Genomic DNA, 13,705 nt, shown 5'->3' with positions numbered 1-13,705 from the left:
ATCCGTGCGCCCGGCCGACCTGGACTCCCCTACGGACGGTCGCCGTTACGGTAATCGGCGGTGCCGAAGCGGAGCGACACAATTGACATCCGCATCCCGCGCAGCAGCGGGATCAGATGCGAGACGGGCGCGATGGCGTACGGGCCGCGACCGCGCGGCAGGCGCAGGCTGCGGACCTCGGCGATGCGCGGCGAGGCGGTCGCGACCTTGCGGTACTCCTTGCCGTCCATGCCCCACAGCCAGCGCGGCGCGCGATAGCCGGGGCGCGCCGCGCTCCCGCCCGCCTCCGTCCCCGCCTCTGGGCTCGCCTCCGGCCCCGTCCCGCCCGCGTCCGCGTCCCTGCGCGCCTCGGCCCGCGCCTGGGCGTCCGCCCGGGCCCGGTCGTCGGCCTGGGCCTGGCTGCGGGCGACCATCCCCCGGGGGAGGGCGTCGAAGAGCATCCAGCCGCCGGGGAAACGTTCCGCGCAGGCGGCGATCAGGCGTTTCACGTCGGACGGCGGCAGATACATCAACAGGCCCTGGGCGGTGACCAGTACGCCCTCGGAGTCGTCGACCTCGTCCATCCAGCCCAGGTCCAGCGCCGACCGGGCCAGCGAACGGCGCCGTGGCGGATCGTCCGGAAGCAGAACGTCTCGGACCTCGACCGTCTCCGGCAGATCCACCGTCAGCCAGCGCACCCGGCCGTTGTCCACCCGCCAGAACTGCGTTTCGAGGCCCTCGCCGAGCGCCACCACCGTGCCGTCGGGGTGTTCGGCGACGAACCGCCGTACCTCGTCGTCCAGGCACCGCACCCGCAGCGCGTGCCACTGCGCCATGCCCGAGCCGCCGAACCGCTCGAAGGGGTAGTCGATACGGTCGACCAGCTCCACCGCGAGCGGGTCGTCCAGCAGCCGCGCCCCGGTCCGCCGGGCCTCGGCGGCCCGGTTGTACAGATTCCACAGCAGCGTTTCCGGTACGCCCTCCAGCTCGACCTTGAACCGGCCGACGCCGCCGGTCCCGCCCTCGTCGCCGCCGGCCGCCCCGCTCCCGTCGCCGTCCCGGCCGTCTCCGCTCACGCCACCACCGACGTCGTCGTTGTCGTCCATCCCCTTACGATCCCACTCGCCGCCGCGCCCGGCCGTGCCCGCCACGGCGGTACTTCGCAACCCCGTTGCCCCCGGCCCGCGTTGGGCCCGCTTGAAGAAAGCGGCGCCGTCCGGTCACGGCTGCGCGGAACCTTGACAGCGGTTTTCGCCAGGCGTAGACATCACGTCGGCCAGAGAGCGCTCTCACAGCCGTCCGGCGAGGCGGCGGGACAGCGCCCTCGGGCCGCCGCACAGCCGCACGCGTACGACCGCATCGCCGTACCAACCGCACGCGCACGACCGCACCTCCGCACAGCCGCACCGCGCACGAACGCCGATCGTGGCCGCGAGACCGGGGTCGGTGCCGCACACCGCAGCAGGGCACCACCGACGTCCACCCCCCAACCGGAGGCTCGCGCGTACGCGGCGCACCTCGCCGCACGCCGGCCGCGTGCTTGTCACGTGCTTGTCACGTGCGTGGCCGCGCGCTCGCCGCGCGCGGATCTCCGCAAGGACGGCGCTACGTGCCCTCGTTGTCGGTTTCTCACCCTCTCGCGCCCGTGCTCGCGGGCTTCCGCGAGCCGTCATCCGACACGTAGACACGTAGACACGTAGGAGCACACATGAGGGTCACCCCACGAGGGCTCTCCGCGCACCGTAAACGTTTCCGGTTCCCTCTCGCACGGTCACCGCAGGGCGTCCTGCTGATGGCGCTGGTGCTGATCGCCTCGGCGTATCTGTCCCTGGCGCCCACCTCCTCGCACGCGGCGACGCCGACCCTGCTCTCGCAGGGCAAGCCGGCGACCGCGTCATCCGTCCAGGACGCGTTCGCCGCGAGCGCCGCCGTGGACGGTGACACCGGTACCCGCTGGTCCAGCGCCGCGTCCGATCCGCAGTGGCTCCAGGTCGACCTGGGCTCGTCGCAGCCGATCACGCAGGTCGTCCTCAACTGGGAGACGGCGTACGGCAAAGCCTTCAAGATCCAGGTCTCGGACAACGCGACCGCCTGGACCGACGTCTACTCCACCACCACCGGCACCGGCGGCATCCAGACGCTCAGCGTCACCGGCACCGGCCGCTACGTGCGGATGTACGGCACCCAGCGCGCCACCCAATGGGGTTACTCGCTCTGGGAGTTCCAGGTCTACGGCGGTTCCGGCGGCGGTACGCCCCCGGCGACCTGCGGCACCACGACCGCCGCGCTCGGCAGGCCCGCCACCGCGTCCTCGACCGAGAACGCCGGGACCCCCGCCTCCGCCGCCTTCGACGGCAACGCGGGCACCCGCTGGTCCAGCGCGGCCTCCGACCCGCAGTGGGTCCAGGTCGACCTCGGCTCGTCGCAGACGCTGTGCGGCGCGCAGTTGACGTGGGAGACGGCGTACGCGAAGGCGTATCAGATCCAGGTCTCGACCGATGGTTCCACGTGGAACAACGCGTATTCCACGACGACCGGGGCCGGTGGCACCGAGAATCTGTCGTTCAACGCGACCGGCCGCTATGTGCGGATGTACGGCACGCAGCGGGCGACGCAGTACGGCTACTCGCTGTGGGAGTTCACGATCCTGACGCCCGGTGGCAGTACGACCTCCCCGCCGCCGAGCGGGGGCAACGGCAACTGCCCGTGGGTCGGTTCCACGGCTCCGGTGGCCACCCGCGTCCAACAGGTCATGGCGCAGATGACCAACGCGCAGAAGGTCTCGATCCTGCACGGCAACAACAACGCGACGCCGTACATCGGCAACATCACCGGCGTACCGTCGCTGTGCATCCCGAACATCGGCCTCCAGGACGGGCCGCACGGTGTCGGTGACGGCCTCGGCGGCGTCACGCAGATGCCGTCGGCGAACGCGTCCGCGGCGACGTGGGACGACGCGCTGGAGCAGCAGTACGGCGCGGCGATCGGCGCGGAGTTCGCGGGCAAGGGTGTGCAGGTGGCGCTCGGCCCGACGCTGAACATCGTGCGCGACCCGCGCTGGGGCCGGGCCTTCGAGACGTTCAGCGAGGACCCGTACCTCAACGGGCGGCTGGCGGCGGCCGACATCCGGGGCATCCAGAGCCAGGGTGTGATGGCCGAGATGAAGCACGTGGCCGTCTACAACATCGAGAATCCGGCGGGGACGGTCGTCGTCGACAACCGGACCATGCAGGAGCTGTATCTGCCCGCGTTCCAGGCGGCGGTGCAGCAGGGCTCGCCGGCGGCGGCGATGTGCGCGTACAGCGTCGTCAACTCCGTACCGGCCTGCCAGAATCCGGCGCTGATGAACGTCGGGCTCTACCAGCAGGCGGGCTTCGGCGGCTTCATCACCAGCGACTGGGGCGGCGCGCACTCCACCGTCGAGTCCGCCAACGCCGGTCTGACGGTGGAGATGCCGAACGGCTACTTCTACGCGGACTTCCTCGCGCAGGCGGTCGCCAACGGGACGGTCAGCCAGGCCACGCTGGACACGATGGTGAGCAGGCTGCTGACGCAGTTCTTCGCCTTCGGTCTCTTCGACAAGGCGCCCAGCGGTTCGCGGGACGCCGTCGTCACCACCCCGGCGCATGTGGCGACCGCGCTCCAGGGCGCGGAGGAGGGCACCGTACTGCTCAAGAACAACGGCATCCTGCCGCTGTCCACCGCCACCACCCACTCGATCGCGGTGATCGGCTGGGACGGCGGCGCGGGCGTGCAGTCCATCGGCGGCGGCAGCGCGACGGTGACCAGTTCCGGCACGGTCTGGCCGATCACCGGCATCCAGAACCGGGTCGCGGGCACCGGCACCACCGTGCAGTACAACGACGCGTCGAATCTCGCGTCGGCGGTCACGCTGGCCCGCTCCTCCGATGTCGCGATCGTCTTCGCCAGCGACAACTACGGCAACGAGGAGCACGACACCACCACGCTCGACCTGCCGCCGGTCGGCAACGCCCAGACCAACCAGAACGACATGATCGCCCAGGTGGCGGCGGCCAATCCGCACACCATCGTGGTGCTCAACAACAGCTCGGCGATCAACATGCCGTGGCTGAACCAGGTAGCGGGCGTCTTCGAGGGCTTCTATCCGGGCCAGCAGATCGGCACGGCGATGGCGGCGCTGATCTTCGGTGACGTCAACCCGTCGGGCAAGCTGCCCGTCACCTTCCCGAAGTCGCTCGCGGACGTGCCCGCGCACACCCCGGCGCAGTGGCCGGGGACCAACGGCACGGTGCAGTACAGCGAGGGGCTGAAGGTCGGCTACAAGTGGTACGACGCGCAGAACATCGAGCCGCTGTATCCGTTCGGCTTCGGCCTGTCGTACACCACCTTCTCCTTCTCCGGGCTCCAGGTCGGCGCGCTGTCCGGCGGGAACGCCACCGTGCGCGCGACGGTGACCAACACCGGGACGCGGGCGGGTACCGAGGTCGCGCAGCTCTACGTGGGCGACCCGGCCTCCACCGGCGAGCCGGTCCACCAGCTCCGCGGCTATCAGCGGGTCACGCTCAATCCGGGCCAGTCGCAGACGCTGACCTTCACGGTGTCCACGCACGACCTGGCGTACTGGAACACCGGCACCAACGGGTGGACGACGGCGGCGGGCAGCTACCAGATCCTGGTGGGGGACTCGTCGCGGAATCTCCCGCTGAGCGGCACGCTCAGCGTGCCGACGCAGGTGAACGCCGCGGCGGCGCGGGTGGGGGGCGGCGACGCCTCGTACGCCGTGCCCAATCCGCACGGCATGAGCAGCCCGCTGCACACGGCGGTGGACTGGGCGCTGGACCAGAAGGCCCCGAGCGGCACGGCCTTCTCGGCGACCGGTCTCCCGCCGGGGATCTCGCTCAGCTCGGCGGGGCGGTTCACGGGCGCGGCCACTGAGCGGGGTACGTACACGGTGACGGTCACCGCCCGTACGTCCTCGGCTGCGGCGTCCGCACCGGTGACGTTCGTCTGGACGACCACCTAGCCGGTTCCGTTCCGGCTCCGGTGCCCTCCCGCGGGGCGCCGGGGCCGGGGCCTCCCCGGTGAGCATCGCGGTCGAGGGCGACCACGCCTGCGTCCGCAGCTTCGAGACCGCGCTCAAGACGCGGCGCCCGCGCCGGCCCTAGCGCGAGATGTGGGCCTCGATGCCGTCGAGGAGGAAGTCGAGGCCGAGGCGGAAGGTGTGGTCGGCGTCGAGGTGGGCGGCGTCGTGGATCACGGTGGACAGGGCGGGGAAGCGGCCGGTGGCGAAGGTGCGTTCCAGGTAGGGGCCCAGTGCGGCCTGCCAGCGCTTCTCGTCCAGGCCGGTGGTCCGCTCCGCGCGGCGGGCGGCGATCTCGCGGCGGACGGCGCCGGTCACGTAGGCGTCGACCGCGGTGACCACGGGCATGACGGCGTCCACGTGGACCCCGTCCAGCGCGGCGACCACGGCCTCGCCCCTGGCCAGCGCGTGCGGGCCGAGCTGCGGCCGGCCGCCGAGCAGGTCGGCGAGCCACTCGTGGTCGTGGGCGGCCTGCCGGGTGGTCTCGGCGAGCGAGCGCAGGACCTCCCGCCAGGTGTCCCCGACCGGCCGGATCTCGGCGTGGATCGCGTCGACCATCAGGTCGAGCAGTTCGTCCTTGCTCTCGATGTAGCCGTACAGCCGCATCGGTCCGACGCCCAGCGCGGTGGCGACCTTGCGCAGCGACACCGCGTCCAGGCCGTCCGCGTCGGCCAGCTCGATCGCGGCGCGGACGATCCGCTCCCGGTCCAGGGGGGCCGGTACGGGTCGATTCGGCGGCTCGGGCCGCTCCCACACCAACATGCCGCATACGGTACATCGCATTGTCACGATACAGTGTATCGACTCGTACGGTGTATCGAACCGAAGGGGACACCCATGCCAACGACCACCAACCCGGGCCCGAGCCCGACCCCGACTGCGACCGCGGCCGTCGCCATCGTCGGGGCCGGCCTCGGCGGCCTGGCCCTCGCCCGCGTGCTGCACGTCAACGGCATCGACGCCGTCGTGTACGAACGCGAGGCGTCACGCGCCGCGCGTGGTCAGGGCGGCATGCTCGACATCCACTCCGGGCAGCGGGCACTGCGCGAGGCCGGGCTCATCGACCGATTCCACGCGATAGCCCGCGGCGAAGGCCAGGACATGCGCCTGCTCGAACCGGACGGCACCCTGCTGCTCCAGGAGGACACCCCCGAGGACGCCCCGCTCGACCGCCCCGAGGTCGACCGCGCCGACCTGCGCGACCTGCTGCTGGACTCCCTCCCCGAGGACACGGTGCGCTGGGGGCACGCGTTCACCTGCGCCGCCGACGGCCTGCTGCGCTTCGCCGACGGCGGCAGTACGACGTACGACCTGCTGGTCGGCGCGGACGGCGCGCAGTCCCGGGTCCGCCCCCTGCTCACCGACGCCCGCCCGGCGCACATCGGCCAGAACATCGTCGAGCTCGGCATCGCCGACATCGACCGCACGCACCCCGACCTCGCGGCCATGGTCGGTCGCGGCAACTACTGGGTGCTCGGCGGCGGACTGTCGCTGGCCGCACAGCGCAACGGCGACGGCCGCGTCCGTATCGGCCTGAGCTTCTACAACACCGACGAGGACTGGTTCGCCACCAGCAAGATCCCCTTCGACGACCCCGCCGCCGCCCGGGCGCGTCTGATCGACCTGCTCCCCGGCTGGCACCCACGGTTCACCGCCCTGATCGCGGCCTGCGACGACACCGTCGTGCCACGGGCGATCACCACCCTCCCGGTCGGCCTGACCTGGCCGTCGACACCGGACGTCACGCTCATCGGCGACGCCGCCCACCTGATGCCACCGGTCGGCGAGGGCGCCAACATGGCCCTCCTGGACGGCGCCCTCCTCGGCCTCGCCCTGGCCGCGCACCCGGAGGACATCCCCCGCGCCGTCGCGGAGTACGAACGCGAGATGTTCGCCCGCACCGGCGCCGCCGCCCGCGAGTCCGCCCGCGTCCACGACATCCTGACGTCGCCCGACGCCGGCCGGAGAATGCTCGCGTTCTTCCAACCGGCCTGACCGCCCGGCAGGGCTCAGCCCGCCAGTCGCGCGAGGGCCAGCGCGTGCGCGCGGTCCAGGGCGTCGGCGGCGGCGCAGGGGACGTCCGGCCGCACACCGGTGCCCTCCCAATTCGTGCCGGAGACGGGGTTGACCGCGCGGCCCACGGGGATGGTGGCCTCCAGGTGCGGGTGTACGGTCCAGCCGTTGCACGGGTGCGCGCCGCCGCGGGTGCGCTCGCCGACGACGACGGCGCGGCCGAGCTGTTGCAGGTCGTAGGCCAGCTCCTCGGCGGCGGAGAAGGTGCTCTCGCTGGACAGCACGTACACCGGCCCGCTGCCGCCGAAGCGGGCACCGGGGACGTGGGGCAGGCTCCAGGACTGCTCGCCGCGCTCGCCGTTGCGCTCGCCGCCCCGCTCATCGCCACCCCCATCGCCGCGCTCATCGCCGCGCCAGTACATGGTGTTGAGGTGGGTGCGCTCGTCCAGCAGGTAGCTGCACACGAAGGCGACCGTGTCCGGGTCGCCGCCCCGGTTGGCCCGAAGGTCCACGATCAGCGCCTGGGCGCGGGAGGCCAGGGTGAGCGCGGCGCCCAGCGGCTCCGCGGCCCACTCCAGCGGGAACAGCATCGGCCCAAGCGTCAGTACGGCGACGCCGCCGTCGAGCAGCTCCAGCCGGGGCACACCGCCCAGCGAGGTGTCGAAGTCCCGGCGCATGGCGGCCAGGCCGGCCGCCCCCTGCTCCGGGGAGACCGGGGCGGCGTGGTGCTTCAGCCTCAAGTGCCGGTCGCCGTTGACGGACTGGAGGTCCGCGGTGACCAGCCGGGCCAGCTCCTCGGCGTCGTCGACGCCGTACGCGCCCTCGGCGAGACGCCGTCGCAGCAGGGCGGCGAGCTGCTCGGCCGTCTCGGGGAAGACGTAGTGCTCGGTGAGCAGCCGGACCGTCTCGTCGATGACAGGGGCCGGGTGAAGGTTCGTCGGAATCGTCATGGCAGGGAGTAGAGCATCGCCCTTGCGAAAGCGTCAAAGACTTTAGACACTTTCGGTATGTCCGATCAGCCGACCTACCCGCCGCCTCCCGAGGACGTCCTGGAGATCAGCGCGCCCGAGCAGTTCGCGGCGCTCTCCCACCCCTTGCGCCAGCGGCTGCTCTTCGCCCTGGGCCAGCGGCCCGCCACCGTCAGCCGGCTCGCGGCCCAACTCGACGCGAAGAAGGGCAACGTGGCCCACCACCTCAAAGTGCTCCGCGAGGCCGGGCTCGTCCACATCGCCGAGACCCGCCAGGTCCGCGGCGGCACCGAGCACTCCTACCAGCGCACGGCCCGCCGCATGCTCGTCGCCGAACCCCAAGCGGCAGGCACCGCCGCGATGTTCGCCGCCGTCGCCCACGAACTGGACCGCTCACCCGTCGCCCCCCACCTGACCCTCCGCCACCTCCGCCTCAGCCCCGCCCAGGCGAAACACCTCGGCGACACCCTCACCCAACTCGTCGACGAGACCCCCGAAAACACCGAATCCCAGCCCGTCCACGGCGTCCTGGTAGCCCTCTACCACCACACCCCGCCCACCCCATAACCAACCCCGCCCCCGCCACCCGCCGCCCACGAACGGCCTCACGGACGGTCAGGCCGCGTCGATGGCCTTCGTCGACACCGGAGTCACCCGCAAACCGATGATGCAGCGGGTGTACCAATCCATCGCAACGGTCAACTCCGCCTGGATCCACCGCAGTGTCACCGGGTCGAGCGCGAACACGTCCGGCCGCGTGGTGTCCATCAGCACGTACTCGCCCGGCCGCGTGCGCCGCAGCTTCCCGTACGGTCCTCCGGTCGGCCGGCGATGTCCCGATTCCGTTTCGTGCTCAGCCGGAACAGCGGATGGCGGCCCTCCAGTTCTTGGAGGATCCGGAACGCGGTTGCCCGGCTCGGCCGAGGCACCACCTCCGTGCCGAACCGGGCGATCACCCTCGATAGGGCATGACCTACGGCCCCGTCCGCCGTCTCACGCTGTGTCGGACGCTCAGCGTCTCAGCTCCACGTCGGAAGTCGCAGGCGGCGCCGGCCGCCGGACTCCACATCAGGTGAAACGCACGGTCAGCCTCTCGTCCGGCGCGTTCGACTCGTCTTCCGCGGCAGCTCGAACCAGGACGGACGCGATTGCCTCGAACGCTTCATCGCCCATGCGGTCACGACTGACTGCTGCGTTCTCCCAGACAATCTCGACTGGGCGCTCAACATCCCTGCTCAGACGGTCCCACAGGGCGCTCAGGTTGTGCCCGTAGTACGGACCGAAGTCCAGAGGCCCGGCAAGAAGCCGGTGCAGGTCCGCCTGGCTTCCGATCTGTGCCCCATCAATGGCGACCCGCATGCTTCCTCCACTTCTTCGCTCGGCCGAGCGACTCTACGAACACCCGGCACCCCTGCAGGCACCGCGCTCCGCTGAACTGCGGTGTCTCACGGTCGATGTCGGATCCGACTTCCATCCGACATCGACCGTGAGATTCCGACACGAAATTTGAGACCCTACAGCGTTGTAGGTTCCCACGGCCGGTGTCATCTGCCGCGCCTCTGACCTGGTCAGTTCTCGGGCATCCCACGCCATGTCATCCGCTGGAATCCCAGTTCCGTGTCATTTACCTAGCCTGCCCGGCGGAGTGGGAGGAAGACTCGCCGCCCAGAAGGCGGTCATGCTGCGGCTGTGGCCCTCCATGCAGCGGTGACTCCAAGCGCACGGTGCCGTCGCCGAGGTCTACCGCCCAAAGGCTCTCCACACTCACCGGCGGCCAGCCGTCCTCATCTGTCTCCAGCCGGAAGTGGACCTTTATGTGGTCGTCCTTGATGTTCGTCACCGCACCATCATCCACAGCCGCCATGCCTCGGGAGGCCGTCGAACGTTCCAGGCCTACAACACCTCGGGCTCACCGGTCACTGCAGCGGCGATAAGCGCCACAAGATTGTCGGTCCAGCAGTCGGACTCCTTGGTGGCGACTTCAACACCGCAGCCAATACACATGAGGTTAGGTCCGTCCTGGCCGGCGAGTCCGCAGCAACCAGCGAGACGCCGCGGATCGGTATGAACCGCAGTCCCCGGAGCGTCGTCCGGGTGAAGGATCAAGAGGCTGGCATCGAAGTTGACCTTGAAGTTTCCTGGGGCCATCCGGGGTGGGACCACCTCGTGGCTCGGATGCCGCTCGGGGCCCCTGACCGGCTCTCCTGCTACCAACTCGTTCGTTAGAGGCTGTCGGCAGTTGGCGCAGCGAAATATGGTCACGTGGCCATTCTCTGCGCTTTTGAGCCAACGAACTGCGCGGGGTGGCTGCCAACCGGAACACCAACGGGGCCAGACGTGCGCTGAACGCGATCTCCGGCTTCTCAAGCCGGTGACGCGGCTATGACGTCCACGACCACCGGCCCGTCGTCCGTCACCAGCAGATAGTCCGGGATGTGCTTGCGAACCTTGCCATCCACGTCGGCCTTGAGCATGAACGGCTGGGCGATGATGTGCCGCACCTCTGGGGCGAAGTCGGCGAACAGCAGCCGCCCAGCTCCAGCCGCGACTCGTAGATCACGTGGCCGCCCACCGTCGCCGACCAGTACGTGCCCGAATAGTGCTGCTGCCCCTTGTAACAGCGGAACATCCGCCACGGCCGGGCCTCCCGCAGCAGCCCGAGCGGCACCGACGGCCACTCCAGGTCCTCCACCACGGACTCGTCACCACGCCGGACACTCAGCCGTACCGGCGCGGCCACCGCTGTACCCATCGGACCACCAACCCCGCGTTTCCGGAGGCGGCCCCGCTGGCCGCGTAACGCCGGGGTCCTGCCCCAGCCACGCACGCAGACGCTGAACGGGGCGGTCCCGTACACAAAGAGGGGAACTGCTCGCTCACGGGGCATGAATCCCATCCCCCTGTCCTATTGGCCACGCGGTGGACATCGCCGGTGGGAAAAGGACACGGGACCTGGGATCCCACAGCGTCCCCGGTCAGGTCTGGGCCATGTCCACGAAGCGGGAGTAGTGGCCCTGGAAGGCGACCGTGATGGTGGCGGTGGGGCCGTTGCGGTGCTTGGCGACGATCAGGTCGGCCTCGCCCGCGCGGGGGGACTCCTTTTCGTAGGCGTCTTCGCGGTGGAGGAGGATCACCATGTCGGCGTCCTGCTCGATGGAGCCGGATTCGCGCAGGTCGGAGACCATGGGCTTCTTGTCGGTGCGCTGTTCGGGGCCACGGTTGAGCTGGGAGAGCGCGATGACCGGGACTTCGAGCTCCTTGGCGAGGAGCTTGAGGTTACGGGACATGTCCGAGACCTCCTGCTGACGGCTCTCGGGGCGGCGCGAGCCGCCCGACTGCATGAGCTGGAGGTAGTCGATGACGACCAGGCGCAGGTCGTTGCGCTGCTTGAGGCGACGGCACTTGGCGCGGATCTCCATCATCGACAGGTTCGGCGAGTCGTCGATGTAGAGCGGCGCCTCGGTGACGTCCGACATCCGCCGGGCCACCTTCGTCCAGTCGTCGTCCGTCATGGTCCCCGACCGCATGTGATGCAGCGCCACCCGCGCCTCGGCGGACAGCAGCCGCATCGCGATCTCGTTGCGCCCCATTTCGAGCGAGAAGATGACGCTGGGCATCTTGTTGGCGATGGAACACGTCCGCGCGAAGTCCAGCGCGAGCGTGCTGTTGTGGGTGGGCACCATGGAGCGGGTGGCCAGGTACAGGTGGTCCGGGTTGTCCACCTGCACGCAGCGGACCGGGACGCTCGTGACCGGGGTGACGGAAGTGATGTACCGCGTGACCTGCTCGCGTTTCCACCGCCCTCGAGCGGAACTCGCCTTACGCGGAATCCGGGCAAGAGGAAGATTCGTCGGAACGATGACGTCCCAGGAGTCCGCGCTGATCACGTCGGCCCTGGTACGCCCGGTGCGGTGGTGAACCCGCGGGACGCAACCGAGGGAGACGACAAGCTCACAGAATCCGTCGACCAGTTCGCGATGGGTGTTCGTGAACCGATAGGCCCCGTGGCCATCGACGGTCCCGTCCGCATCCACCATGCCCTGCGCCAGCGCCAGACGCTGGTCGAAGGACGCGCGCAGGTACCCGGCCGGGATGTGCTTGCCAGCGGACACACCGAGCTGGCTCCACGCGTCCCTCAGCCCACGCACACCGAAGTGGCCGGTGCTGCTGTGCCGACGAGCGTCATACCCGGCCGCGTCAAACTCCTTGATCAGCCAGTCGCGGTCCTGTGGATCGCAGGCGACACGCCCGCTTCCGGCGGTATCGCCGTCTCCGAGGAGGTAGCCGAGCACGTACGGATCGATGGGCAGATCGACTTCAGGGCCGACGAGAGCCCTCGTGGCCGGGATCGCGTGATTGTTCTCGTGCAGCGCACGGACCGTGGCGGCGATCTCCCTGGTGCTGCGCGGCCTGACTGCCTTGCTCTCGGGTTCGGGACGGTTCCACTGCTCCTGGACGGCGCCCGCGGTCCTGCCGGGCTTGGTGCCGGCGGATGACCGTGAGGGAGACCAGGACGGCCAGTTGTCCGGGTAGGAGGTGGCCTCTGGCCTCGCGTGGTCGAATGCCTCGCGAGTGTTCCGGTCCCAGGTGAGCCACTGATGGTCCGCGTCAGCCAGGACCTTCGTACCGTCGGAGAACGTGACCTCGTAGCAAGGACGCCCGACCATGACGTCGGTGGCGGCGACCACTCGGGTCGGTGTGCCGTCGGCGGCGAGGAGGTGGTCGCCGACCTGGACCGCGCCCATCGTCGTCCAGCCGGTCGGGGTGGGCAGGGGGGTGTCGAGCGCCAGGGCCTTGCCCATCGCCGGGCGGGCGGCGATGACGATCATCTGGCCGGGGTGGAGGCCGTTGGTGAGGGAGTCGAGGTCGGTGAAGCCGGTGGGGACGCCGGACATCTGGCCGCTGCGGGAGCCGATGGCCTCGATCTCGTCGAGGGCGCCCTCCATGATGTCGCCGAGGGGGAGGTAGTCCTCGGAGGTGCGCTGTTCGGTGACGGCGTAGATCTCGGCCTGGGCGTTGTTGACGATCTCGTCGACGTCGCCGTCGGCGGCGTATCCCATCTGGGTGATGCGGGTGCCGGCTTCGACGAGGCGGCGCAGGACGGCGCGTTCGTGGACGATCTCGGCGTAGTACTCGGCGTTGGCCGCGGTGGGGACGGCGTTGACGAGGGTGTGGAGGTAGGGGGCGCCGCCGACGCGGGCGATCTCGCCGCGCTTGGTGAGTTCGGCTGCGGTGGTGATGGGGTCGGCGGGCTCGCCGCGGGCGTAGAGGTCGAGGATCGCCGCGTAGATCGTCTCGTGGGCGGGGCGGTAGAAGTCGGCGCCCTTGAGGACTTCGACGACGTCGGCGATGGCGTCCTTGGAGAGCAGCATGCCGCCGAGGACGGACTGTTCGGCGTCGAGGTCCTGCGGGGGGACGCGCTCGAAGCCGCCGCCGCCCTCGGACCAGCGGTTGCTGTCGCTGTCGTCGTTGCCGTTCTTCTTGCGGAAGCGGGTGACGGGGGGCCGGTCGCTCGGACCGGCTTCCGGGGGTGCTTCCCCCCAGTGCTCGTCCGCGGGTTCGGGCTGGCTCATCCGCGCCACCTCCTCCCGTCCCTGCGGACCGTTCGACCGCGTTCGACCGCACCCCGTTACGTGCCACGCGTTCGTGGGGCACGGCTCTTTCTTACGGCACGGCGCCGACA

The 13,705-nt window shown here is 70.3% G+C and carries 9 protein-coding genes and 1 pseudogene; 3 read left to right on the top strand and 7 right to left on the bottom strand.

The genetic code is table 11. The features are described 5' to 3' along the window. Positions 1-29 precede the first annotated feature (29 nt). Positions 30-1,085, bottom strand: a complete 1,056-nt coding sequence (locus ACFY9V_RS02480; RefSeq protein WP_391158868.1) for a class I SAM-dependent methyltransferase — start codon at positions 1,083-1,085, stop codon at positions 30-32. A 602-nt stretch (positions 1,086-1,687) separates the two neighbouring features. Between ACFY9V_RS02480 and ACFY9V_RS02475 the strand changes: the two genes are divergently transcribed. Beyond that, a complete protein-coding gene (locus ACFY9V_RS02475) occupies positions 1,688-4,984 on the top strand; it encodes a discoidin domain-containing protein (RefSeq protein WP_391158866.1) in 3,297 nt (1,098 codons plus the stop codon). A gap of 138 nt (positions 4,985-5,122) precedes the next feature. On the opposite strand, the gene ACFY9V_RS02470 is transcribed toward ACFY9V_RS02475, so the two are convergent. After that, complete coding sequence (locus tag ACFY9V_RS02470) at positions 5,123-5,803, bottom strand: TetR/AcrR family transcriptional regulator C-terminal domain-containing protein (RefSeq protein ID WP_391042063.1); 681 nt, start codon at positions 5,801-5,803, stop codon at positions 5,123-5,125. Positions 5,804-5,878: 75 nt separating this feature from the next. Between ACFY9V_RS02470 and ACFY9V_RS02465 the strand changes: the two genes are divergently transcribed. Then, positions 5,879-7,036 (top strand): FAD-dependent monooxygenase, encoded by a 1,158-nt coding sequence (locus tag ACFY9V_RS02465; protein ID WP_391158865.1) that lies wholly within the window; start codon positions 5,879-5,881, stop codon positions 7,034-7,036. Positions 7,037-7,050: 14 nt separating this feature from the next. Here the strand turns inward: ACFY9V_RS02465 and ACFY9V_RS02460 are convergent, their stop codons facing one another. After that, positions 7,051-8,004, bottom strand: a complete 954-nt coding sequence (locus tag ACFY9V_RS02460; protein ID WP_391158862.1) for a S41 family peptidase — start codon at positions 8,002-8,004, stop codon at positions 7,051-7,053. 57 nt (positions 8,005-8,061) lie between these two features. Between ACFY9V_RS02460 and ACFY9V_RS02455 the strand changes: the two genes are divergently transcribed. Then, entirely contained in the window at positions 8,062-8,589 is a 528-nt protein-coding gene (locus ACFY9V_RS02455; RefSeq protein ID WP_355336643.1) for a winged helix-turn-helix domain-containing protein, read from the top strand. 51 nt (positions 8,590-8,640) lie between these two features. On the opposite strand, the pseudogene ACFY9V_RS02450 reads toward ACFY9V_RS02455, so the two are convergent. From ACFY9V_RS02450 to dnaB, 4 genes and pseudogenes are all read right to left on the bottom strand, one after another. Then, positions 8,641-8,984, bottom strand: a pseudogene (locus ACFY9V_RS02450) (transposase); the annotation flags it as partial. Between the two features lie 106 nt (positions 8,985-9,090). After that, the gene (locus ACFY9V_RS02445; protein ID WP_391158861.1) at positions 9,091-9,381 is read right to left on the bottom strand and encodes a barstar family protein; all 291 of its coding nucleotides are present in this window, start codon (positions 9,379-9,381) and stop codon (positions 9,091-9,093) included. Positions 9,382-10,385: 1,004 nt separating this feature from the next. Further along, on the bottom strand, positions 10,386-10,658 hold the full coding sequence (locus ACFY9V_RS02440; protein WP_391158860.1) for a hypothetical protein: 273 nt from the start codon (positions 10,656-10,658) through the stop codon (positions 10,386-10,388). A gap of 339 nt (positions 10,659-10,997) precedes the next feature. Next, on the bottom strand, positions 10,998-13,394 hold the full coding sequence (gene dnaB, locus ACFY9V_RS02435; protein WP_391159549.1) for a replicative DNA helicase: 2,397 nt from the start codon (positions 13,392-13,394) through the stop codon (positions 10,998-11,000). Between the last annotated feature and the right edge of the window lie 311 nt (positions 13,395-13,705).

Source organism: Streptomyces sp. NPDC008317 (genome assembly GCF_042955955.1).
Lineage (GTDB): Bacteria > Actinomycetota > Actinomycetes > Streptomycetales > Streptomycetaceae > Actinacidiphila.
The sequence above is the reverse complement of the archived record's forward strand: the minus strand, read 5'-3'. Positions and strand labels throughout refer to the sequence as shown.

Excerpts from the sequence above, each read along its gene's own strand:
- ACFY9V_RS02460 (WP_391158862.1), bottom strand. The coding sequence starts at position 8,004 with ATGACGATTCCGACGAACCTTCACCCGGCCCCTGTCATCGACGAGACG.
- ACFY9V_RS02480 (WP_391158868.1), bottom strand. The coding sequence starts at position 1,085 with ATGGACGACAACGACGACGTCGGTGGTGGCGTGAGCGGAGACGGCCGG.
- dnaB (WP_391159549.1), bottom strand. The coding sequence starts at position 13,394 with ATGCTGCTCTCCAAGGACGCCATCGCCGACGTCGTCGAAGTCCTCAAG.
- ACFY9V_RS02475 (WP_391158866.1), top strand. The coding sequence starts at position 1,688 with ATGAGGGTCACCCCACGAGGGCTCTCCGCGCACCGTAAACGTTTCCGG.
- ACFY9V_RS02445 (WP_391158861.1), bottom strand. The coding sequence starts at position 9,381 with ATGCGGGTCGCCATTGATGGGGCACAGATCGGAAGCCAGGCGGACCTG.
- ACFY9V_RS02470 (WP_391042063.1), bottom strand. The coding sequence starts at position 5,803 with ATGTTGGTGTGGGAGCGGCCCGAGCCGCCGAATCGACCCGTACCGGCC.
- ACFY9V_RS02465 (WP_391158865.1), top strand. The coding sequence starts at position 5,879 with ATGCCAACGACCACCAACCCGGGCCCGAGCCCGACCCCGACTGCGACC.
- ACFY9V_RS02455 (WP_355336643.1), top strand. The coding sequence starts at position 8,062 with ATGTCCGATCAGCCGACCTACCCGCCGCCTCCCGAGGACGTCCTGGAG.